Source organism: Nocardiopsis mwathae, from assembly GCF_014201195.1.
In the GTDB taxonomy this organism is placed as follows: domain Bacteria; phylum Actinomycetota; class Actinomycetes; order Streptosporangiales; family Streptosporangiaceae; genus Nocardiopsis_C; species Nocardiopsis_C mwathae.
On the sequence record NZ_JACHDS010000001.1, the window covers coordinates 1438700 to 1460302 of the forward strand.

A 21603-nucleotide genomic window follows, 5' to 3' on the forward strand; every position below is an offset into this window, starting at 1 on the left:
GTCTGGTTTTTCTGGACCGGGGTTGCCTGGGATGGCTGGGTTTTGAGAAGCAAACGTCTCATGCCTTTCCTGGAAGAGGGGTGTGGGCGCGCTGTTGGGTGTCTGAGGGAGCGACCGTGTGGTTGTCTTCCCGCTGCCACCCTGACGAAGACCCGGGTTGCGGTCGTCCTGCTTGTTCGCTGGTTGTTGGCCGGTGGAGTTGGTGGGAGGTTCCGGCTGCTGCTGTCTGGTGTTGTGGTTGGGTGTGTGGCTGGTTTTTTGATTCGTGGATAGTGTGCGCGAGCATCTTGTATCTGTGGTGGCCAAGTATGTGTGGCATACGGTGGATGCCTTGGCACCAGGCGCCGATGAAGGACGTGGGAGGCCGCGATAGGCCGCGGGGAGCTGTCAACCGAGCGTTGATCCGCGGGTGTCCGAATGGGGAAACCTAGCCCGAGTTGTGTCGGGTTGCCGCCGCCTGAATGTATAGGGCGGTTGGTGGTAACGCGGGGAAGTGAAACATCTCAGTACCCGCAGGAAGAGAAAACAATATGTGATTCCCTGAGTAGTGGTGAGCGAAAGGGGATGTTGGCTAAACCGTGCGCGTGTGATAGACGGCAGTTGTTGCGTGTGCGGGGTTGTGGGATGTGCCTGTTCAGGTCTGCCGGCCTGGGGTGGTTGTGTGTTCTGTTAGCTGAATCCGTTGGGAAGCGGTACCGGAGTGGGTGAGAGTCCCGTAGGTGAAGGCAGAGCACTGGCTGCTGGGCATGCTCCCGAGTAGCGCGGAGCCCGTGAAATTCCGTGTGAATCTGGCAGGACCACCTGCTAAGCCTGAATACGTCCTGGTGACCGATAGTGCACTAGTACCGTGAGGGAAAGGTGAAAAGTGCCCCGGTGAGGGGTCGTGAAATAGTACCTGAAACCGTGTGCTGTCAAGCCGTCAGAGCCTGTGCTTTTGTGTGGGTGATGGCGTGCCTTTTGAAGAATGAGCCTGCGAGTTATGGTGTGTGGCGAGGTTAACCCGGGTGGGGTAGCCGTAGCGAAAGCGAGTCTGAATAGGGCGTTTGAGTCGCATGCTGTAGACCCGAAGCGGAGTGATCTACCCATGGCCAGGGTGAAGCGGCTGTAAGAGGTCGTGGAGGCCCGAACCCACCAGGGTTGAAAACCTGGGGGATGAGCTGTGGGTAGGGGTGAAAGGCCAATCAAACTCCGTGATAGCTGGTTCTCCCCGAAATGCATTTAGGTGCAGCGTTGCGTGTTGCTTGCCGGAGGTAGAGCGACTGGTTGGCTGATGGGCCCGACAAGGTTACTGAGGTCAGCTAAACTCCGAATGCCGGTTAAGTTGAGCGTGGCAGTGAGACTGCGGGGGATAAGCTTCGTAGTCGAGAGGGAAACAGCCCAGATCATCAGCTAAGGCCCCTAAGCGTGTGCTAAGTGGGAAAGGTTGTGGAGTTGCTGAGACAACCAGGAGGTTGGCTTAGAAGCAGCCATCCTTTAAAGAGTGCGTAATAGCTCACTGGTCAAGTGGTTCTGCGCCGATAATGTAGCGGGGCTTAAGCACACCGCCGAAGCTGTGGAGCCGGCACCTAGGGTGCTGGTTGGTAGGGGAGCGTCGTGCATCCGGTGAAGCTGCCGAGTGATCGTGTGGTGGAGGGTGTGCGAGTGAGAATGCAGGCATGAGTAGCGAGACACACGTGAGAAACGTGTGCGCCGATTGACTAAGGGTTCCTGGGGCAGGTTAATCCGCCCAGGGTGAGTCGGGGCCTAAGGCGAGGCCGACAGGCGTAGTCGATGGATAACGGGTTGATATTCCCGTACCCGTTCGCACGCGTCCAGTATCGAATCCTTTGATGCTAACCACCACTGAAGCGGTTTTTCACCTTCGGGTGTTTTTCCGTGGAGGCGTGGGACCCAGGAGGGTAGTAGGTAAGTGATGGGGTGACGCAGTGGGGTAGCTCTACCGGGCGGTGGTTGTCCCGGGATAAGCGTGTAGCCCGAGAGGTAGGTAAATCCGTCTCTCGTTATGTGGGTGAGGCGTGATGTCGAGCCGTTTTTGGTGAAGTGAGTGATCCCGTGCTGTCGAGAAAAGCCTCTAGCGAGTGTGTGGGCGGCCCGTACCCTAAACCGACGCAGGTGGTCAGGTAGAGAATACCGAGGCGTTCGGGTGAACCATGGTTAAGGAACTCGGCAAATTGTCCCCGTAACTTTGGGAGAAGGGGAGCCCTGTCTGGTGAAGGAGTTTTCCTCTGGAGCTGGGTGGGGTCGCAGATAGCAGGGGGAAGCGACTGTTTATTAAAAACACAGGTCCGTGCGAAGTCGTAAGACGCTGTATACGGACTGACGCCTGCCCGGTGCTGGAACGTTAAGAGGACCGGTTAGATTCCTTTCGGGGGGTCGAGGCTGGGAATCTAAGCGCCAGTAAACGGCGGTGGTAACTATAACCATCCTAAGGTAGCGAAATTCCTTGTCGGGTAAGTTCCGACCTGCACGAATGGCGTAACGACTTCCCCGCTGTCTCAACCATGGGCCCGGTGAAATTGCACTACGAGTAAAGATGCTCGTTTCGCGCAGCAGGACGGAAAGACCCCGGGACCTTCACTATAGCTTGACATTGGTGTTTGGGATGGTTTGTGTAGGATAGGTGGGAGCCTGTGAGGCCGCTACGCTAGTGGTGGTGGAGGCGTTGGTGAAATACCACTCTGGCTGTTTCGGGCATCTAACCCGCACCCGTGATCCGGGTGGGGGACAGTGTCTGGTGGGTAGTTTAACTGGGGCGGTTGCCTCCTAAAGGGTAACGGAGGCGCCCAAAGGTTCCCTCGGCCTGGTTGGCAATCAGGTGTTGAGTGTAAGTGCACAAGGGAGCTTGACTGTGAGACGGACGTGTCGAGCAGGTGCGAAAGCAGGGACTAGTGATCCGGCACCGGCGTGTGGAAGCGGTGTCGCTCAACGGCTAAAAGGTACCCCGGGGATAACAGGCTGATCTTCCCCAAGAGTCCGTATCGACGGGATGGTTTGGCACCTCGATGTCGGCTCGTCGCATCCTGGGGCTGGAGTTGGTCCCAAGGGTTGGGCTGTTCGCCCATTAAAGCGGCACGCGAGCTGGGTTTAGAACGTCGTGAGACAGTTCGGTCCCTATCCGCTGTGCGCGTTGGAGACTTGTGAAGGGCTGTCCCTAGTACGAGAGGACCGGGACGGACGAACCTCTGGTGTGCCAGTTGTTCCGCCAGGAGCATGGCTGGTTGGCTACGTTCGGGAGGGATAACCGCTGAAAGCATCTAAGTGGGAAGCCTGCTTCGAGATGAGGTCTCCCGCCCCACTTCGGTGGGGGTAAGGCTCCCAGTAGACGACTGGGTTGATAGGCCGGGTGTGGAAGCCTTGTGAGGGGTGGAGCTGACCGGTACTAATCGGCCGAGGGCTTGTCCACCGCAGATGCTGGGTGCTCGCGCACACTATCGACTTCTTTCACCGCTTGTGGGTGGTGGGGTGGTTGGCGAAGATCGCACACGAATCGTTTGTTTTTCATATTGTGCCGCTGTTGCGGCCCTGGTTTTCCACGCTGGTTTTGTCCGGTGGTGGTTGAGGGTTGCGGTGGTTTTGGCGGAGGGGAAACACCCGGTCTCATTCCGAACCCGGTCGTTAAGCCCTCCTGCGCTGATGGTACTGCCCTGTGGTGGGGTGGGAGAGTAGGTCGCCGCCGCGCGTTTTTGTTGGGGGGATCGCCTTTCGGGGTGGTCCCCCCTTTTTTTGTGCTGCCAGGGCTTGTGTGTTTGTGAACCCGCGGGTGGGTGGGGTTGTTGTTCGTTGATCTCGGAGATATCGGGGTATCCTGCGCGGTTTTCACCCCGATATCTCCGAGATCAACGGGGGAAGGCGGAAGGCCGCCGGGCAGCGCCTTCCCGCCCGCTCTTCCGATGATCTCGGGGGAAGACGCCGCCCGGGGGTAGGGTGGGGCGGCTCTGCCGCCCCTGTCGCTGCTGCTCGTCTCGCCAGATCACCGCGTGGGGGACCCCAGGGGCAGGGCCGGTCGGCGGACCCTCTCGTCTGGAGATTGGAGAAGATCGGCAGGGCTTGACGCACAGGCGGGCTTGACCGCCTGTTTCCGTCTGATTCCCTTCCGCCCGATTCCCGTTTCGCTTCGCCTTCCTGCGGCTTCGCTTTTCTACAGCGTGGTCAGGGGACCAGCCGCCGAGTTCTGATCTGTTCGATCAAACTGGCCAGCCCGGCCTTCGTGTGGCCGTCGGCCACTGTTCGGTCGGTCAGCCCCTTGATGTGCTGCAGAATTTCAACGTCGATCCCCTCGTCCTGGAAGGCCTTGATGAAGGTGGTCATTCCTGCGGCCTGCATTGCGAGTGGTGAAGCGTCGTCGGGGTAGTGGCCTTCGTCGATCTGCTGGGCCAGTTGTCCCATGCCGCCGCGGACGACGCCGTCGAGAAAGCTCTCGACGTAGGGAGCGAAAGCCGTCGCCTTGACGTCGGCGGTCCCCACCAGTGCGGCCCCGTAGAGGAAGCCGGTGAACGACATGTACATGGAGGTCAGAAGCCCGATGTCGTACAGGGCCGCCAGCCCGGGGTCAGCGCCGAAGTACGTGGAGGCGTCACCGAAGAGCTTGAGCGTGGCTTCGTGGCGTTCGAAGGCCGACTGGGATCCGCTGTAAAGGAGAAAGGCATCCGGTCTACCGATCGCCGGCGGCGTGGCCATGATCGCCCCGTCGAGATAGTCGATCGTGCGGTGCGTCGCCCACGCGGCGGCCTCCCGTGCTTGCTCCGGGGTCCCCGTGGTCAGGTTGACGAGCACGCGCCCTGCCAGGGCGTCGCACAGGGGATCAAGGAGCTCGTACATGGCCTTGTAGTCCAAGACACAGACGATCACCAGTGGGCTTGCCTGCACGGCTTCGGTGACCGTGGTCGCACGGGCAGCGCCCTGCTCGACAAGTGGGTCGGCTTTCTCCGGCGAACGGTTCCAGACCGTGGTCGGGTGCCCGTTCTCGATGAGTGCGGTTGCCAGTACCGAGCCCATCGCGCCCAGGCCGATCACGCTTACGGGAACGGGGTTGGTTTCCGTCATGGGGTGTCTCCTCGGGGGTGCTGTTCGGCCGATGTCCGACCGTGCTGGTGCCAGACTGCCCACCGGCACTTCGCATCGACTTCGGGGACACTTCCGGTGCACTTCGGGGGCCTTCGGGACTGCTCTGGCGGCATTGCCGGGGCATCAAGGCGTGATCAAAAGGAGTGATCAAGGCGTCATCGCTTCAGGGGTCGCCTCAGGAGCCGTCTCGGTTCGCCTCGGGCCGCCTTCCGTCCCCACCCCGCCGGGTCTCCGGAGACCCCTGCGCTATCTTGACGACATGCGCTTCGGGATGCTTGGTCCGCTGGCCGTGTGGACAGCCGACGGGCAGCAGGTCAGGGTCCCCGAGCTGAAGGTGCGTACGCTGCTGGCCGCTCTCTTGGCGCATGACGGCCGACCGGTGTCGGCCGACCGGCTGATCGATGACCTGTGGGAACGAAGGCTCCCCACCAATCCGACCGGAGCCTTGCAGGCGAAGGTGTCCCAGCTGCGGCGTGCGCTCGACGAGGCGCAGCCGGGGGGAAGGACCCTGGTGGTGTCGCGCGCCCCCGGGTACGCGCTGGAAGTGCCTCCTGATGCTGTCGATGCCCGGCGCTTCCAGGGGCTGGCCGCGCGTGCGCGCGCGACCGAGGATCTGCGCGCCAGGGCGGATCTGCTCTCCGACGCCCTGGCCTTGTGGCGAGGACCTGCCCTTGCCGATTTCGCGGACACGGAGTTCGCCCGACCGGTCATCGCCCGTCTCGGGGAACTGCACACCCTCGCGCTGGAGGAGCACGCGGAGACCCGTCTGGACCTGGGTGAACACCACCCTCTGGTCGGCGAACTGGCTGCCCTCGTGGCCCGCCATCCGCTACGGGAACGGCTTCGCGCCGCGCACATCCTGGCCCTTCACCGAGCCGGCAGGCAGCGTGAAGCCCTCGCTTCCTATGAGGACCTGCGCCGCCACCTGGCCGAGGAGTTGGGCCTGGATCCGAGCCCGGACCTCACCGGCCTCCACCAGGCCGTCCTCGAACAGGACCCCGGCCTCGCCTTGCCTCGTCGACCTGAACACCCTGCCGCACGGCCGTTCGCCGGACAGCCGATTGCCGCCCAGCCGCCGACTGCCCGGACGCCGGTGCCGACGTGGGCGTCCACCGAGGCGCCGGTGACGGAGCCGCAGTCGGTGTCGCCGCCGATGTCGCCGCCGGTACCGCTCACGAACCTGCCTGCTCCGCTCACGGACCTCATCGGACGGGGGAGCGCCGTTGAACAGGTACTGAGCAGGTTGCGCTCCGCACGCCTGGTGACCCTGACGGGGCCGGGAGGCGTCGGAAAGACTCGGCTGGCCCTGGAAGCAGCGGCGCAGTCCCTCCGCTCTTTCCCGGACGGGGTGTGGGTGGTGGAGCTCATCGGGCTCGGAGGGGCTGACGGTCGACCAGGGTCGGGCTACGGCTTGGCGGGTTGTGCGGAGGCGGTGAGCGCTGTGCTGGGCATACGGGACGATCCGGCAGCCGGTACCGGATCGCCGCCGGGCGCGCCCGTGTCGTTTGTCGACCGTGTCGCGGCTGCTCTCCGGCCCAAGCGCATGCTGCTGGTGCTGGACAACTGCGAACACGTGGTCGACGGGGTCGCGGAGTTGGCCGAGACTCTGCTGAGAACCGCGCCTGATCTGCGTATCCTCACAACGAGCCAGGAACCCCTCGGTGTGAGTGGCGAAGCGCTGTGGTCCGTCCCGCCGCTCTCCCTTCCCGACCCCTCGGTGGAGGTGACCCCCTCGGTGGTCGAGGTGTCCAGCGCGGCGCGGCTCTTCCTCGCGCGTGCGGCGGCGGCCGCGCCTGACTTCACCCTCGACGCCGAGAACGCCCACGCCGTCGCGACCGTCTGCCGCCGACTCGACGGCCTCCCGCTGGCGCTGGAGCTCGCTGCGACGCGCGTGCGCGTGCTGGGCGTACACGAGCTCGCGGAGCGGCTTGATGACCGTTTCCGTCTCCTCGCCGCTGGAAAGCGTGGTGCGCCGTCACGGCACCGGACGCTGCGCGCCATGATCGACTGGAGCTGGGAGCTTCTCACCGAGTCCGAGCGCACTGTCCTACGTCGCCTGGCCGTGCACGCCGACGGCTGCACTCTGGAGGCTGCTGAGACGGTGTGCACGGGGGAGGGGGTACGGGAGGAGGATGTCCCCCACCTGCTGTTCGACCTGGTCGATCGGTCGCTGGTGGTCACGGTCGAAGGTGCGGCCGGCACCCGCTACCGACTTCTCGAATCGGTCGCGGCCTACGGCGTGGAGCGCCTGCACCAGGCCGACGAGTTCGACCGAGTCACCCGCCGACACGACCGCTACTACCTCCGGTTGGCCGAGCGCGCCGAGCCGCACCTCTACGGGCCGAACCAGCGGCAGTGGCTGGAGCTCCTGGACGACGAGGCAGCGAATCTTCGCTCTGCGCTCGATCATGCCGTCCGGCGTGCGGACACCGACCCCGCCCTGCGCCTGGTCAATGCCCTGGCGTGGTACTGGTACCTGCGGGGCAGGACCGGGGAGGCCGTCCGGTCACTGGCGGGTGCGCTGTCCCTGAGCGATGGAGCAACGGATCTCCGAGCGAGAGCGGGCGCATGGCATGCCGGATTTCGGCTGCTGGCGGCGGAGGCGCCTTACCCGCCGGGGCAACGCAGGTCGGACATGTCGAGCTACGCGGGGATCGGCGACCCCCGTGCGCGGGCTCGCGCCCAGTGGTTCCTCGGGTTCGCCGGATGGGGCACCGGTGACTTGGGGAGCAGTGCGTTCCAGGTCGAACAGGCGCTCTCGGCCCTCAGCGCGGTCGGTGATCGCTGGGGCGAGGCGGCGGCGCTGAGCACGAGCGCGGTCCAGGCCATGCTCATGCGTGGGGATCTGAGGGGCGCACGGCGCGACGCGGAACGCAGCGCGGCCCTCTTCCGGCGGCTGGGCGACCGCTGGGGCGAACTGCAGGCGACCGACGCTCTCGGCATGGTGGCCGAGACCATCGGCGACTACGAGCGGGCCGGAGGGTTGCACCGGGAGGGCGCGGACATCGCCGAGGAGCTCGGGTTGTGGAGTGAGCTCTCCGCAAAGCTGTCGCAGCTGGGGAGAGTGCAGCTGCTGCGGGGGGACCACCGGCGGGCCGAGGACCTTCATCTGCGGGCACTGAGGTTGGCGGAGGAGCAGTCCGACGTGCGTAAGCAGGAGTACGCCGAGCTGGGGCTCGCGCTCGTCGCCCGGCGCGAGGGCAGACTGGACGTCGCCGAAAGTCGCCTGCGGGCCTGGGTGGAGTGGTGCCGCCAGGTCGAGGGCCAGCCGGGCCTGGCGCTGATGCTTGCCGAGCTCGGGTTCATCGCCGAGCAGAAGGGCGATGCCGAGCGGGCGCTTGAATTGCACGTGGAAGGCTGCGGTGCCGCACTGAGCACGGGCGACCCGAGGGCGATCGCGCTCGCTCTGGAGGGGGTGGCGGGTGCGCGGGCACTGACCGGACATCCGCGTCACGCGGCCGAGCTGTTGGGGGCTGCGGCCGCGGCCAGGGAAGCGATCGGGGCGCCGCTTCCGTCGGCGGAACGCGGCGATGTCGACCGCATCTCGGAGTCCGTGCGGGAAGAGCTGGGCGAGGAGGCTTTCGCCGCCTCCGTCCGGCGGGGCACCGCGCTGAGCGCAGAGGCGTGCGCCTCCGACCTGGTGCGGTCGGCGGCTGCCTGAGCGCCCGGTAGGCAGGGCGGGCAGGGTGTGAGGGATCGCCTGTGTGGACCGGTCCGCCGTGGCTGCGGGGTGGGCTCCAGGGCGGGCGTGATGCCGTAAAGTGGGATGACCGGGAATCACAATGCGCTGCTACGAGTAGGTGGCAGCGCTTTTGACTGCTTACGGACGGATAATGACTGACGACAGCCGATCGGGGGGCCGCGACGGCTCCGGAGCTCGCAATCATGGGGGGAATCGCCCCGGGGGTTCCGGTGGCCGCAGGGACGGCGGCGGTAGTGGTGACCGCTCCCGGTCGGGCTTCGGTCGCGGGGGTGGCGGACGCGGGAGTTTCCGCGGTGGTGAGGGCCGTCGCGATGACCGTTCGGGTTTCCGCGGTGGTGAGGGCCGTCGCGATGACCGTTCGGGTTTCCGCGGTGGTGAGGGCCGTCGCGATGACCGTTCGGGTTTCCGCGGTGGTGAAGGTCGTCGCGATGACCGTTCCGGCTATCGGGGCGGTGATCGCCGCCGGGACGGGGGGGAGGACCGGGATGGTCGGGGCGGTCGGCGCGACGGCCAGGGGCAGGCCAGGGGGAGCGGCCGCTCGTTCCGCTCCGACGACCGCCGTTCCGGAGGGCGCTTCGACCGCGACCGCCGCCCGCGCCGTGACGACCGCGACCGTGGTGACCGCCGCGGTGAGGAGCGCGACCCCCGGGACATCGCTCCCGCTGTTCCCGACGACGTGACCATCTCCCAGCTCGACGCCGAGGCCCGCCGCGAGCTCGGTTCGCTGCCTCGGACGCTCGCCGAGGTCGTCGGCCGCCACCTCGTGATGGCCGGGCGGCTACTGGACGAGGACCCGGAGCTGGCCTACCGGCATGCCGCCTACGCGCGCCGCAAGGCGTCGCGCGTGGGCGCCGTGCGCGAGGCGGCCGGTGTGGCCGCATACACCGTCGGGAACTGGCAGGAGGCCCTGTCGGACCTGCGTGCTGCGCGGCGAATGACCGGCCGTAACAACTTCCTGGCCGTCATGGCCGACTGCGAGCGCGGACTGGGCCGCCCCGAGCGTGCGCTGGAGATCGCCCGCTCGCCCGAGGCCGAGCACCTGGAAGCCGAGGACCGCGTGGAGCTGCGCATTGTGGCGTCCGGCGCCCGGCGCGACCTCGGCGAGTCGGAGGCCGCGCTCGTCGAGCTGCAGATTCCGGAGCTCAAGGAGCGGCGTGCCCGCCCGTACGTGGCCCGGCTGTTCTACGTCTACGCCGATGTCCTGCAAGAGCTCGGTCGTGACAAGGAGGCGCGGGAGTACTTCGCGCGCGCCTCGGCGGTGGACCAGGAAGAGTCGACCGACGCCGACGAGCGCCTGGCGGCGCTGGAGGGTGTGGAGATCGTCGACATCGACGACGGCGTCGTCTGGACCGACGCCGAGGAGCTCACCCTGGAGGACGAGATCGGACCCGAGGCCGAGGCCGAGGCCGCTCCCTCCGAGAAAGGTGCGGACCCCGATGGCGGCGGTCGACCCGAGGAGGACGCGCGGGACACCGGAGGCGGAGAGGCGAGCGCGCAGGATCGTTCCTGATCGTTCCCGGCCGCCGCTGGTCGACTCGGCCGACCGACGGGCGATGTGACGAAGGGCGCCGGTTCCCTGCCAGGGAACCGGCGCCCTTCGTCGTCGCGGCATGACCCGACACCCCCCTGATACGCGTGTGCCGTCCCCGCGTCTGCGGGGACGGCACACCGGATGACCGTGTGATTCCGCGGGTGTGAGCCCCGGGGAGGTCAGGTCGTGGGCGTCAGCTCTTGCCGACCGGCTCCTCGGTGACACTGGGCTCGCTCTGACGCCGGTAGTGGGCGTTGCGCCGCACCAGGATGGCCGCGGAGATCATCGTGGCGAGGAAGGACGCCAGCAGGACGCCGCCCTTGGCGTGCTCCAAGGTGGTCCCGGCGGGGAACGCGAGCTCGCTGATGAGCAGCGAAACCGTGAAGCCGATACCCGCGAGGAGGGACATCCCGGAGATGTCGATCCACTTCAGGCTGGGGTTGAGCTCGGCACGGGTGAACTTGGTGGTGAGCCAGGCGCCGCCGACGATACCGATGAACTTTCCGACGACGAGGCCGCCGATGATGCCGAGGGCGACGGTGTCGGTGATCATGCTCCCCATGCCGGAGAAGACGACGCCGGCGGACATCAGGGCGAAGACCGGCAGGGCGATCGCCGCCGACCAGGGGCGCAGGGCGTGCTCCGCACGGTGCAGCGGGGACTCGCTCTCGCCCTTGTGGATGCTGGTCCGCATGAGCAGACCCATGGCCACACCCGCGATGGTGGCGTGCACGCCGCTCTCGTGCATGAACATCCAGATGAGGAAGGCCAGCGGGATGTAGATGACCAGCATGGGGAAGGATGAGCGGTTCAGCGTGCGGGCGAACCCGCGGCCCCGCTGCAGGTAGGCGAAGACACCGAGCAGCGCGATCGCACCGAGCAGGTAGAGGAAGTCGAGCTTGTCGCTGTAGAAGATCGCGATGACCATGATCGCGCCGAGGTCGTCGACGATGGCCAGTGTGAGCAGGAAGGTGCGCAGCGCCGTGGGCAGATTGCGGCCGACGACCGCCAGGATGGCCAGCGCGAACGCGATGTCGGTGGCCATGGGGATGCCCCATCCGGGCAGCGCGTCGGGGCGGTGGATGTTCAGCGCGACGTAGACCAGGGCGGGCACGACCATACCGCCGAGAGCGGCGACGATCGGCAGCATCGCACGGCGCGGGTTGCGCAGCTCGCCGTGGACGAACTCCTGCTTGAGCTCGGCTCCGATGATGAAGAAGAACAGAGCGAGCAGGCCGTCCGCCGCCCACAGGCCGATGCTCAGGTTGAGGTGGAGGGCCTCGGGACCGATCTCGAAGTCGCGAATGCTCTCGTACAGGCCGGACGCGGGCGAGTTCGCCCAGATGAGGGCGATGATGGCCGCGGCGATGAGCAGGAAGCCACCGACCGCATCTTTTCGCAATGCGTCAGCGACCGCATGCACACCTGACTTCTGCACCATGGCAAAGCTCCCGAGTCGTCCTTGGGGGTTGCGTCCTTACAGCCGACCAGACTTCCCGGCACACCAGCGTCATGATGACGACGCAAACAACCACCTTGCCCTATGCGCAGGGTGGTGTCCAAATCGTCCCGGGCCGTCCGTTACTCCGCCATTAACGGTTTCCTAACGTAGCTTGGGCATTCCCACTGATCGTGAGATCAGTGTCACAGTGCGATGAGTCTGAAATCTGAGACCGACACGCCCTGTAGGATAACCGCGACCGAGCCCCTCAAACCGGAAGGTCCCCCGGATGACGAGTCGGCGTCCCCCACTCAACGGGGCGACGGTGCGGCTCGGCGGTGCGCCCGAGTGCTACGACTCGGTGGTCTGCCTGCTCTTCTCCGGAGAGCGACCGGTCATGGTCCGTAACCGGTACCGCGCCTGGGAATTCCCCGGCGGGCATGCCGAGGCCGGAGAGGACGTCGAAGCCACCGCGCGGCGTGAGGCGCGGGAGGAAGCCGGGGCCGAGCTCGCCGACGTCCACATCGATGGATACTACGTGCTCGCGAGCGGGCACACGACGGTCGTGACCCACGCCCAGGTGGCCGCCCGCGGCGCCCTCAGCGGGGACTTCGAGACCGTGGAGGTCCGCGAGTTCGACGCCCTGCCCTCCGATCTGTCCTGGGACGACGGCCTCTACGCCCACCTGCTGCGGGCCATCGGCCTGCCGGGCGCCCCCGGTCACAGCTCCGGTGCGTAGAGCCCCTCGGTGGTGTGGTGGCGGTAACAGAGCCGGGAGTCGATCGCGAGCATCGGCGCGTCGGCCGCGTCATCGGCCGTGTAGGCCGTGCGGAAGCCGTGTCCACGGGCGCGGTGAAGGGCGGCGGTCTTGGCGTACTTCGCGAGCCCGCGGCCGCGGTGTTCGCGCAGCGTGCCCGTCATCTCTGACTTCAGTCGCGTCCGGCCGTCGGCCTGCAGGGCGACGAGGCCCGCGAGACGCCCGTCGACCAGGAACACGATGCTCAGCCCGCGGTCCGGCCGGGGCTCGTTCCACACGAGGTCGACCCATGTGGTGTAGGGCATCGCGTCCATCGGCGTGTCACCCGGTTCGTCGGTGGCCACCGCCTCGTCGAGCGCGTGCACGGGACCCGGGTCGTCCGCGTCATCGGAGGCGGGGCGCAGCTCCACCCCCTCGGGCGGGGGGAGTGGCACCGGAAGCTCCGTCAGCTCCACCGCCTGGAGGCGGGTGGTGGAACGCCGCGCGTATCCGCGTCGGGTGGCGAACCCGTCGGCCTCGTCGGCAGGTCCGGCGGCGCGGACGATGGCCGCGCCGATGGAACGCAGGCGGTCCTCTGCCGCGCGGGCCAACCGGCTGCCGATCCCCCGGCGCCGGTGGTCGGGGTCCACGATGACCACGGCCTGCCCCTGGTCGTCGCGGCCGCTGCCCCAGACCGGCATCGCATGTGAGTAGCCGACGACGTTTCCGCCGACCTCGACGGACACGTCGTCGAGGTCGGCGGCGAACATCCGGAACCGCGCCCGCTCCGGAGCCCGTTCCATGCGCCACCGGAGCGCCGCGACCGTGGAGGTCTCGTACGGGAACGTGCGACGGCGCGGGGCGGCCGCGGCGGGGAGGTCCTCCGGGCGCACGGGGCGGATGGCAAGGCTCATCGAGCGGACCCTGGAGCAGGAGTCCCGGCGGGGCACACCGTTTTCCGCGCCGCGGCCCGGAGGGGGCCCGTGCGCCGCAGCCCCGGTGCCCGCCGCTGGGCTGCCTTCCGCCGTTACGGCGCCTTCTGTGCCGCGGCCGCATCGGCCGCCCGCTGGTCGGCGGCGACCCGGTCCAGCCAGTGCGCGATGCCCGCGACGTTGCCCTCCACCCCGCTGAGGATCTCCATCACCTGCGCCGACTCCGCGGACGCGCCGTCGGGCACGGGGCGGTAGCGGCCCTGGACACGCTCGCGGACCATCGCCACCGCGTGGTCGAGGTCACCGCTGTCGGGGCCGGAACGCCGTGCGTCGCGGACCGCTTGGACCCACGCGTGCAGCTCGGCGCCGGCCCGGTCCAGCGTCTCGTCGACGGTGTCCACCGCACCGAAGTGGGAGAACATCAGGCGGCGGGCCCTGATGTCGGCGAACAGCCGCAGCGACCCCAGGGCCGCGTCCATGTCGAAGTCCGGCGGCGGCGTCGCCGGCCGGATGTCCCAGGTGTCGGGGTTGTACACCCCCAGCGCGTCGCCGACGTAGAGATCGCCGGTCAGCGAATCGAGCAGTCCCATGTGGTGCTTGGCGTGCCCGGGCGTGTAGTGGCAGGTCAAGTGTCGCCCCGCGCCCAGGTCGACCGTTCCGGTCTCGGCGACCGCGCGGATGCGCGCGGTCTCGGTCGGGCGCATCCGGCCGAACAGCACGTCGAGCTTGTCGCCCCACACCATCCGGGCGCTGCCCATCAGCCGTGTGGGATCGGCCAGGTGGCGGGCGCCGCGCTCGTGTACGACGATCTCGGCGCCCGGGAACATCGCCGCGATGTCGCCGGTCCCGCCGGCGTGGTCGAGGTGGATGTGGGTCACCACGACGGTCGCGAGGTCGTGCGCGGCGACACCGAGAGCGGCCAGGGCGTCACGCAGCACCGTGGCCGATCCGGCGGTGCCGACCTCGATGACGCAGGGACGTTCGGTCCGGATCAGGTAGCTCGACGTGATCCCGGGGTATCCGGCCATCCGGGTGTCGATCGCGTAGACCTCGTCGCCCAGGGGAGTGATGCCGCTGGGGAGCCCGGTCGTGCCCGTTTCGTCGTGCACTTCCTCGCCTCCTTCTGCGTCGGCCGACGCCGCCGTAGACCGAATCTAGTTCACGGCGGGCCCGGACCCCAGGCCGGGTTGTCCACAGGGAGCGGATTCGGCTTTCGGAGCCGGGGCCGGCGTCGGGATGCTGGAAGCGCGCCACGGATCATCCGGTCGCACAGCGCTACCGGCCGGGGCACCGGACTATCCCGACGGGGAAAGGACCAGCATGCAGGAGAAGCCCGACGCTCACGCCTCCACCAGCCGTTCCACCACCGGCCAGGCCGTGGCCGCCCGCTCCGTCGACGGCCACTCGGTCGCCGCGCGGGCGTACTGCTCCGCGCAACCTGCGGCGCACGCCTGCTCGCCCTCCCCCTCCTCGCCGCCGTTGCCCAGGGCCGTCCCGGCGCCTCGCAACGGCCGCGCCCACGACCACCGCGGCGACCGCGGCCACCGCAACGAGGTGGTACTGGCGGGGCGGGTGACGGCGGAACCGTACGTACGTGAGCTGCCCAGCGGGGATCATCTGGTCACCTGGCGGATCTCCGTCGCGCGGCCCGCCGCGGACCGGCGTCCCAACCAGCCGGCCGACCCCATCACCTGCGTCAGCTTCCGGCCCGCGATCGAGGCGGCCACGCGCGGCTGGCGCATCGGCGACATCGTTCGGGTGAGCGGCGCGCTGCGGCGCAGGTTCTGGCGTTCGGCGAAGGGGGTGACCAGCGTGATCGAGGTCGAGGCCGCGTCGGTGGCCCTGGTCGAGAGCGCGGCGGCGGGCGGCGGTCGGCGCCGCGACGACGCGGCCGCCGGTCACCAGCCCAGCTGAGCCAGCGCCGGACCGTGGACGGGGCTCGTCGCCTCCGCCGGGGATGCGCCGCCGATGGGTGAGGTGGGGATGTGCCACGCGGCGGAGCACAGGGCGCGCAGGCCGTCGAGCCGGTCGCCGTCACCGGTCAGTTCGATGCGCCCTGCGCGCACCGTGGCGGTCCACCCGCCGCAGTGCGCGCCGGAGGCGTCGAGGTGGGTCTCGGGGTGCGGGAGGTTCAGCCCGCCGAGGTCCCAGGCGAGATAGGAGGGGCGGCGGTGCGGTGGGGCGGTGATGAGTTCGGCGGGTGTGGTGACTCCCGAGAGCACGAGCATGCCGGCCGCCCCACGCGCACACGCCCCTTCGATGTCGGTGTCGAGGCGGTCGCCGACCACCAGGGGGTCGGTGGCCCCGGTCCGGACCACGCCCTCCTCGTGCAGCGGCCGCATCGGCTTGCCCGCGACAAGGGGCTCCTCGCCGGTCGCGTTGGCGATCACCCGGGAGAAGGACCCGTTGCCGGGCAGCAGGCCGCGCTCCATGGGGGCGGTGGCGTCGGTGTTGCTGGCGATGAACAGCGCTCCCTGGGAGACCGCGAGGGTGCCCTCGATGATGCTGTCGTAGCCGAGTCGCGGCGAGTACCCCTGGACCACCGCCACCGGTCGCTCGGCCGCCACCGAGACCGGGCGCATGCCTTGTCGGCGCAGCGCCACGCGCAGCCCTGTGTCGCCCACGACGAGCACCGGGGAGCCCGCCGGAAAGCGTTCCGCCACCATGCGGGCGGCGGCCTCGGCCGACGTCACGACGTCGCCCGGCTTCGCGTGGACACCGAGTACGGTCAGCCGTTCGGCGATCGCGGCGGGGGTGCGCGAGGCGTTGTTGGTCACGAACGCCACCCGCATACCGCTGGCACGCGCCTTGTCGATGGCCTCGGGTGCGGCGGGGACGGCCTTCGGGCCGATGTAGACGACGCCGTCGAGGTCGAGCAGCGCGGCGTCATAGACGGTGTCCAGGGGTCGTGCGGAGCCGAGCAGGGTCATCGGTCAACCAGTTCGTCGGGTTCGTCGGGTCGGTATCAGCGGTGCCGCGGTCCACCGGCGCCGGGCGGCGGATCCGCCTCATTCCAGGTGGCGCATGACCAGCCCGGTGCGCGGCTTCGGGCCGAACGAGGTGGATTTTCGGGGTGTGAGTTCGCCGCGTGCGGTGACGGCGTAGACGTCCTCGACTTGAAGGGAGGGCACCAGGACGGCGGTGTCGAGCTCGGGCCGAGCCGTGGCCAGTGCCTCGGCGGGGTCGTCGTGCACCAGGTCGATGCGGCCGTTGTCGATCTCCCACAGCGGGCAGAGGAGGTGTTCCAGCACGGCGGTCGGCAGCGCGCGCCATTCGGCCGAGCGCTGCGGGACCGCGGTCGCCAGCCGTTCCATGTCGAATCCGTGCAGGAGGTAGCAGGCGTCCGCGCGGTGCCCGGCGAGCAGGAGCGCGGGGCCGTCCGCGGCGTCGCGGCGGAGCCGTTTCATCGCGGCCTGGACCTCCTCCGGGCCGGACAGCGGCTCGGAGAGCCGCTCGACCCGGGCCACCTTCGAGGCGGTGCGGGCGGCCGCGTGCACGTCGAGGTCCCGCAGCACCCGGTGGATGGCGCCCAGCTGGGGAGGTGAGGCATCGGAATCGACGAGCATGGCCAGGCCGTGCTCCCACGGCCCGGGGCCGGGGTGCTCGGCGCGCAGTCGATGGTAGGCCGCGTAGCGGTGGTGCCCGTCGGCGATCAGCGCCGTCCTGGTGGCCAGGTCGGCGGCGATGTCGGCCTGCACGGCCGGGTCGCCGACGGCCCACAGCCGGTGGGTGATGCCGTCGCCGGTGACGGTGTCCACCAGGGGCGTGGACCCGCCGTCCGCCGCGGCGTCGGTGGCCAGCGTGGCCGCCCCGCGCTCCGGACCGGTTCCGCCCCGGTAGAGCAGGAAGATCGGTTCGAGGTTGGCCCGGGTCGCGGCCATCAGCCTCGCGCGGTCGGCGACCGGCCCCGGGGCGGTGTCCTCGTGCGGGCGGACCGCCTGCCCGCCGGGGGGAGGAAGCCGGAGCGCCCCGATGAGACCGCGCTGGCGGCGCCCGGTGGGAGAGGTCTGCTCGTAGACGTAGATCACGGGGGTCGCGTCGCGCACCAGGATCCCGTCGCCGATCCAGCGGCGCAGTGTGCGGGCGGCCGCCCGGTAGCGGTCGGGGCCGGTCAGCTCGACGGCGGAGGGCAGGAGTCCGGGCAGCGACTCGGCCTCCACCCCGGCGGGCGGCGCGGTGAGCCGCATGGCGTTGTGCGGCTCGGCGCGCATCATGTCGAGGAACGACTCCGCGTCCACGACGTCATAGGGCGGGGCGAGGGCGAGTGCCAGGTTCAACGCGGGGGAGTCGATCAGCGCCCCGGCATCCGAGCTGGCGTAGCGCAGGCCGCGCAGCGGCGCCAGTTCCAGGGCATCGGTTCCCGTATGTCTCCGCACGTTTGGACGATACCCGCCGTTAACCGAGAAATCGTGCTCAGGTCAGAGCAACTTGCGCATCCGCATGAGGTCGCTGAAGCTGGCGTCGATCTTCACGCGGCCGGCGAACAGCGCCTTGCCGAAGTCCAAGCGGTCCTCGGCGAGGGCGATGAGGTCGGCGCCGGACGAGGTGATGCGGACCTGGGCACGCTCGCCGGGGGTGCCGGCATCGCGGGAGGTCACGTCCTCCAGCCCGTTCGGCGTCAGGCGCATGTCGAACACGGTGTCCAGATCGCGGACGGTGACGCTGATCGTGCGCTCCACGATGTGTTTGCGCCGGTCGGCCTCGTCGACCTCCATGATCCGGTCCGAGACTCGGTCGATCGCGTTCCGGCAGTCTTCAACGCTGGTCATGCGCTCCATGATGCCGCACATCTCCGCCCGGCGAAGTGCCGTGGGGCGGCGGAGCGGTGGGAGAGGGGCCACACAGTGCCGGTGCCGCCTGCGGGTTTCGCTCCACGTACGGCGATGATCCCGGTAGCGTTGTCGCCTGATCCCCCGTCGCGCCATCCGATCCGGTCGTTCACTGAGGAGCACGTCACAATGGTCGTGGAAGCGGTTCGCACGTATCTCGATGCCGCGAGTGGCCTGACCGAGCTGACCCGCAAGCGCGCGGTCGCGGCCGCCAAGACGCTGCTGAAGGCGGGAGACGACCGTGCCGGGGACACGGCCGATGCGGTCGCGACGGGCCGGGTCGGCCAGAACATCCAGGCGCTCGCCACCGACCTGATGGAGACCAACGACGCCAACCGCCAGGCACTGGGCGCGCTCGTGCAGGCGGAGGTGGAACGGGCCGTGGCCAACCTCGACCTGGTGCCCCGCGCGGAATATGAGCGCCTCAGCCGCCGCGTCGCGGAACTGGAGCGCCGACTGGCCGCCCGGCGGACTCCGGTACCCCCGGCCCCCGCGCCGGCCGCGGTGCCGGCGCCCACACCGATGCCGGCGGCGGTCGCCGCCCCGGCGGCCCCGGTCCCGGTGGTGCCCCCGGTGGCCGCGGCGGTGCCGGTCGCGACCGCAGCGTCCGCGACGCCCGCCGAACCGGACGGCCTGGAGACGGCCAACGGAACGGCGGCTCAGGTCACCCCCGTGGCGGCCCAAGCGGAGGCCTCGGAGCGGACCGTCCTGATCGAGACCCACCGCGAACCGGCGGAAGAGCAGCCCGCCACCGAGTCCGAGGAACGGCGGGCGGAGGGCGGCCGGGACGCCGCCGCGGCCGAGCAGCCCGCCCCGGCCGGCCGAACGCGGAAGGCGGAGAAGCCGGCCGAGCCCGAGAAGAAGACCGGGACCCAGAAGAGCACCGCGTCGCCGACCCGCAAGACGTCCACCACTAAGGCCAAGGGCACGACCTCGCGCACCCGGTCCACCGCCAAGGCGGGCGCGAAGAAGACGACCGGCCGCTCGAAGGGCTCCACCTCCGCGAAGAAGGGCGAGCAGACGTGAGCGCCCCCAGCGAGGAGGAGGCAGCGGCCGGCCTCGCCGAGCGGACGCTGGACGACACCCGTCGGCGGCTGGCCGACCTCGACGGCCTGCCGGTCTCCGAGCACGTCGCGGTCTTCGACCGGCTCCACCAGGACCTCACGGCCGTACTCGGCAGCCTCGACCAGCAGGAGGAGCAGGGCGGCCCCTGAACCGGTCGGGGATGGCTTCCGGCCCTCCGGGTGCGGGTATCGTCACCTCGCAGGTTTTCCCGACTCAGTTAGGCGCCCGACCTTCACCATGGCCAAGAGAACCCGGCTCGATGCCGAACTGGTCCGTCGCGGACACGCCCGCTCACGCGGGCACGCCGCCGAACTCATCGACGGCGGGTGCGTCCGCGTCAACGGGGTGGTGGCGACGAAGGCCGCGACCCAGGTGGGAACGGACCAGGCGATCGTGGTGAAGGTCCCCGACGAGGAGCCCGCCTACGTCTCGCGCGGGGCACACAAGCTCATCGGCGCGCTCGACGCCTTCGGGATCGACGTCAAGGGGCGGCGCTGCCTGGACGCGGGGGCCTCCACCGGCGGATTCACCGACGTGTTGCTCCGTCGCGGGGCCGACCACGTGCTCGCCGTCGACGTCGGTTACGGGCAGCTCGCGTGGTCGCTGCGCAGCGATGACCGCGTCCGCGTCGAGGAGCGGTGCAACGTCCGGGACCTCACCCCGGAGTCGGTCGGTGAGCCCCGCCCCGACCTGGTCGTCGGCGACCTGTCCTTCATCTCGCTCAAGCTCGTGCTGCCCCCACTGGTGGACTGCGCCGCGCCCGAGGCCGATTTCGCGATGATGGTGAAGCCGCAGTTCGAGGTGGGCAAGGACCGGGTCGGCGCGGGGGGCGTCGTGCGCGACCCCGGGCTGCGCGCCGAAGCGGTTCGCGACGTCGCCGCGCACGCCCTCACCCTGGGCCTCGGAACCGAGGCCGTGACCGCAAGCCCGCTGCCCGGCCCGTCGGGGAACGTGGAGTACTTCCTGTGGCTGCGGGCCGGGGCGCCGCCACTCGATGAGGCGCTGCTACGCCGCGCCATCGACGAGGGGCCGCAGTAGCAGACCGCCTCCGGCACGGGGCGGGGAACAAGACACGCTCGATGGTTCGTTCCCCAGACGGCGATGTGGCCGCGATACGGCCGTGTCGTCGGCGGCCGTTCGGCGCGGGGGCGCTGTTCGGATCGGGCCGTCGGCACCCTCCGGTTCGTTGTAACGTGACCCGGCCGGGGGTGCAGCGGCCTCGGCCCGGGGGCCGAAACGGTGACGAGAGGATCTTCCATGACCAGCGCGGGTCAGGGCGGCAGCGGAGTGGCCGGGCCGGGGGACCGGACCGGTCGCAGTGTGCTGCTGCTGGTGCACACGGGGCGTCCCGCCGCCATGCGCAGTGCCGAGCTCGTCCACCGCAGCCTGACCGATGCCGGGCTGACCGTCAGGATGCCCGCGGGCGAGGCCGACGACCTCAAGAAGGCCGGCTACGAGCTCGACCCGATCGAAGCGGCCCACGGCCCCGACACCGCCGACGGCGCCGAGCTGGTCATGGTGCTGGGCGGAGACGGAACGCTGCTGCGTGCCGCGGAGATCGCGCGGCCCGCCGGGGTCCCGGTCCTCGGCGTGAACCTCGGCCATGTGGGCTTCCTCGCCGAGGCCGAGCGCGAGGACCTGAACGAGACCGTCCGCGCCGTCGTCGACCGCGACTACGACGTCGAGGAGCGGATGACCCTCGACGTCGCCGTCTACAACGGGGGCCGCGACAGCGGCGCGCCCCCGATCCGCAACTGGGCGCTCAACGAGGCGACCCTGGAGAAGTCCACGTCCGGCCGGATGCTGGAGATGGTCCTGGAGATCGACGGCCGCCCGCTGTCGCGCTGGGGCTGCGACGGCGTGGTCTGCGCCACACCCACCGGCTCCACCGCCCACGCCTTCTCCGCGGGCGGCCCCATCGTGTGGCCGGAAGTGGCGGCCCTGCTGGTCGTGCCGATAAGCGCGCACGCGCTGTTCGCCCGCCCCGTGGTCGTCTCCCCGGATGCCACCATTGCTCTCGAAGTCGTACCGGACACGACCACGGGCGTGCTCTGGTGCGATGGACGCCGTATGGTCGAATTGCCCCCAGGGGCACGGATCGAGGTAACGCGTTCGGATGTGCCGGTCCGGTTGGCACGTCTGCAGCGCGCCCCGTTCACCGATCGGCTGGTCGCCAAGTTCGGCCTTCCGGTCGCCGGGTGGCGCGGGCGCGGCGAACGCGACCTGTAGCCGGACGGCCGCACAGATCCGGGGACACAGGCGAACATCGGTGGTGCCGCGCGGGCCTGGACGACATCAGGGC

16 protein-coding genes and 2 rRNA genes are annotated in these 21603 nt (G+C 69.2%); 11 read left to right on the plus strand and 7 right to left on the minus strand.

Going from position 1 to position 21603, the window contains the following annotated elements; genetic code table 11:
• Nucleotides 1-299 precede the first annotated feature (299 nt).
• Together HNR23_RS05800 and rrf are read left to right on the plus strand one after the other, a co-directional pair.
• Nucleotides 300-3404 (plus strand): 23S ribosomal RNA (locus tag HNR23_RS05800).
• 159 nt (nucleotides 3405-3563) lie between these two features.
• A 5S ribosomal RNA gene (rrf, locus tag HNR23_RS05805) occupies nucleotides 3564-3679 on the plus strand.
• A gap of 470 nt (nucleotides 3680-4149) precedes the next feature.
• Here the strand turns inward: rrf and HNR23_RS05810 are convergent.
• Nucleotides 4150-5043 (minus strand): NAD(P)-dependent oxidoreductase, encoded by an 894-nt coding sequence (locus HNR23_RS05810; RefSeq protein WP_184074226.1) that lies wholly within the window; start codon nucleotides 5041-5043, stop codon nucleotides 4150-4152.
• 280 nt (nucleotides 5044-5323) lie between these two features.
• On the opposite strand from HNR23_RS05810, the gene HNR23_RS05815 reads away from it, so the two are divergent.
• The 3 genes from HNR23_RS05815 (at nucleotide 5324) to HNR23_RS05825 (ending at nucleotide 10277) form a co-directional block, all read left to right on the plus strand.
• Entirely contained in the window at nucleotides 5324-8725 is a 3402-nt protein-coding gene (locus HNR23_RS05815) for an AfsR/SARP family transcriptional regulator (protein ID WP_184074228.1), read from the plus strand.
• Between the two features lie 311 nt (nucleotides 8726-9036).
• On the plus strand, nucleotides 9037-9447 hold the full coding sequence (locus HNR23_RS05820) for a hypothetical protein (RefSeq protein WP_184074230.1): 411 nt from the start codon (nucleotides 9037-9039) through the stop codon (nucleotides 9445-9447).
• On the plus strand, nucleotides 9444-10277 hold the full coding sequence (locus HNR23_RS05825; RefSeq protein ID WP_184074232.1) for a tetratricopeptide repeat protein: 834 nt from the start codon (nucleotides 9444-9446) through the stop codon (nucleotides 10275-10277). The genes HNR23_RS05820 and HNR23_RS05825 overlap by 4 nt, the downstream gene beginning before the upstream one ends.
• A gap of 214 nt (nucleotides 10278-10491) precedes the next feature.
• On the opposite strand, the gene nhaA is transcribed toward HNR23_RS05825, so the two are convergent.
• Nucleotides 10492-11739 carry a Na+/H+ antiporter NhaA gene (gene nhaA / locus HNR23_RS05830; RefSeq protein ID WP_184074234.1) on the minus strand — a complete coding sequence of 416 codons (1248 nt, stop codon included), beginning with the start codon at nucleotides 11737-11739 and terminating at the stop codon, nucleotides 10492-10494.
• Nucleotides 11740-12028: 289 nt separating this feature from the next.
• Here nhaA and HNR23_RS05835 point away from each other — a divergent pair, with 289 nt between their 5' ends.
• Nucleotides 12029-12478, plus strand: a complete 450-nt coding sequence (locus HNR23_RS05835; protein WP_221308037.1) for an NUDIX domain-containing protein — start codon at nucleotides 12029-12031, stop codon at nucleotides 12476-12478.
• Here HNR23_RS05835 and HNR23_RS05840 read toward each other — a convergent pair.
• On the minus strand, nucleotides 12460-13389 hold the full coding sequence (locus HNR23_RS05840; RefSeq protein WP_184074236.1) for a GNAT family N-acetyltransferase: 930 nt from the start codon (nucleotides 13387-13389) through the stop codon (nucleotides 12460-12462). The two genes, HNR23_RS05835 and HNR23_RS05840, sit on opposite strands and share 19 nt — an antisense overlap.
• Before the next feature lie 113 nt (nucleotides 13390-13502).
• Entirely contained in the window at nucleotides 13503-14516 is a 1014-nt protein-coding gene (locus HNR23_RS05845; RefSeq protein WP_184074238.1) for an MBL fold metallo-hydrolase, read from the minus strand.
• 211 nt (nucleotides 14517-14727) lie between these two features.
• Between HNR23_RS05845 and HNR23_RS27395 the strand changes: the two genes are divergently transcribed.
• Nucleotides 14728-15321 carry a single-stranded DNA-binding protein gene (locus tag HNR23_RS27395; RefSeq protein WP_343070435.1) on the plus strand — a complete coding sequence of 198 codons (594 nt, stop codon included), beginning with the start codon at nucleotides 14728-14730 and terminating at the stop codon, nucleotides 15319-15321.
• On the opposite strand, the gene HNR23_RS05855 is transcribed toward HNR23_RS27395, so the two are convergent.
• The 3 genes from HNR23_RS05855 to HNR23_RS05865 form a co-directional block, all read right to left on the minus strand.
• Nucleotides 15306-16337, minus strand: coding sequence for an HAD-IIA family hydrolase (locus tag HNR23_RS05855; protein ID WP_184074246.1), 1032 nt, complete (start codon nucleotides 16335-16337; stop codon nucleotides 15306-15308). The two genes, HNR23_RS27395 and HNR23_RS05855, sit on opposite strands and share 16 nt — an antisense overlap.
• Before the next feature lie 78 nt (nucleotides 16338-16415).
• Nucleotides 16416-17783 (minus strand): DUF1015 domain-containing protein, encoded by a 1368-nt coding sequence (locus HNR23_RS05860; RefSeq protein ID WP_343070436.1) that lies wholly within the window; start codon nucleotides 17781-17783, stop codon nucleotides 16416-16418.
• A 42-nt stretch (nucleotides 17784-17825) separates the two neighbouring features.
• Nucleotides 17826-18176: an SCP2 sterol-binding domain-containing protein gene (locus tag HNR23_RS05865; protein ID WP_184074248.1), complete on the minus strand. Its 351-nt coding sequence runs from the start codon at nucleotides 18174-18176 to the stop codon at nucleotides 17826-17828.
• 189 nt (nucleotides 18177-18365) lie between these two features.
• On the opposite strand from HNR23_RS05865, the gene HNR23_RS05870 reads away from it, so the two are divergent.
• From HNR23_RS05870 to HNR23_RS05885, 4 genes are all read left to right on the plus strand, one after another.
• On the plus strand, nucleotides 18366-19262 hold the full coding sequence (locus HNR23_RS05870) for a coiled-coil domain-containing protein (RefSeq protein ID WP_184074250.1): 897 nt from the start codon (nucleotides 18366-18368) through the stop codon (nucleotides 19260-19262).
• The gene (locus tag HNR23_RS05875; protein ID WP_184074252.1) at nucleotides 19259-19450 is read left to right on the plus strand and encodes a hypothetical protein; all 192 of its coding nucleotides are present in this window, start codon (nucleotides 19259-19261) and stop codon (nucleotides 19448-19450) included. Before HNR23_RS05870 ends, HNR23_RS05875 begins: the two co-directional genes overlap by 4 nt.
• Before the next feature lie 88 nt (nucleotides 19451-19538).
• Nucleotides 19539-20339, plus strand: coding sequence for a TlyA family RNA methyltransferase (locus tag HNR23_RS05880; protein WP_184074254.1), 801 nt, complete (start codon nucleotides 19539-19541; stop codon nucleotides 20337-20339).
• Nucleotides 20340-20558: 219 nt separating this feature from the next.
• Nucleotides 20559-21530: an NAD kinase gene (locus HNR23_RS05885; RefSeq protein WP_184074256.1), complete on the plus strand. Its 972-nt coding sequence runs from the start codon at nucleotides 20559-20561 to the stop codon at nucleotides 21528-21530.
• Nucleotides 21531-21603: the final 73 nt, after the last annotated feature.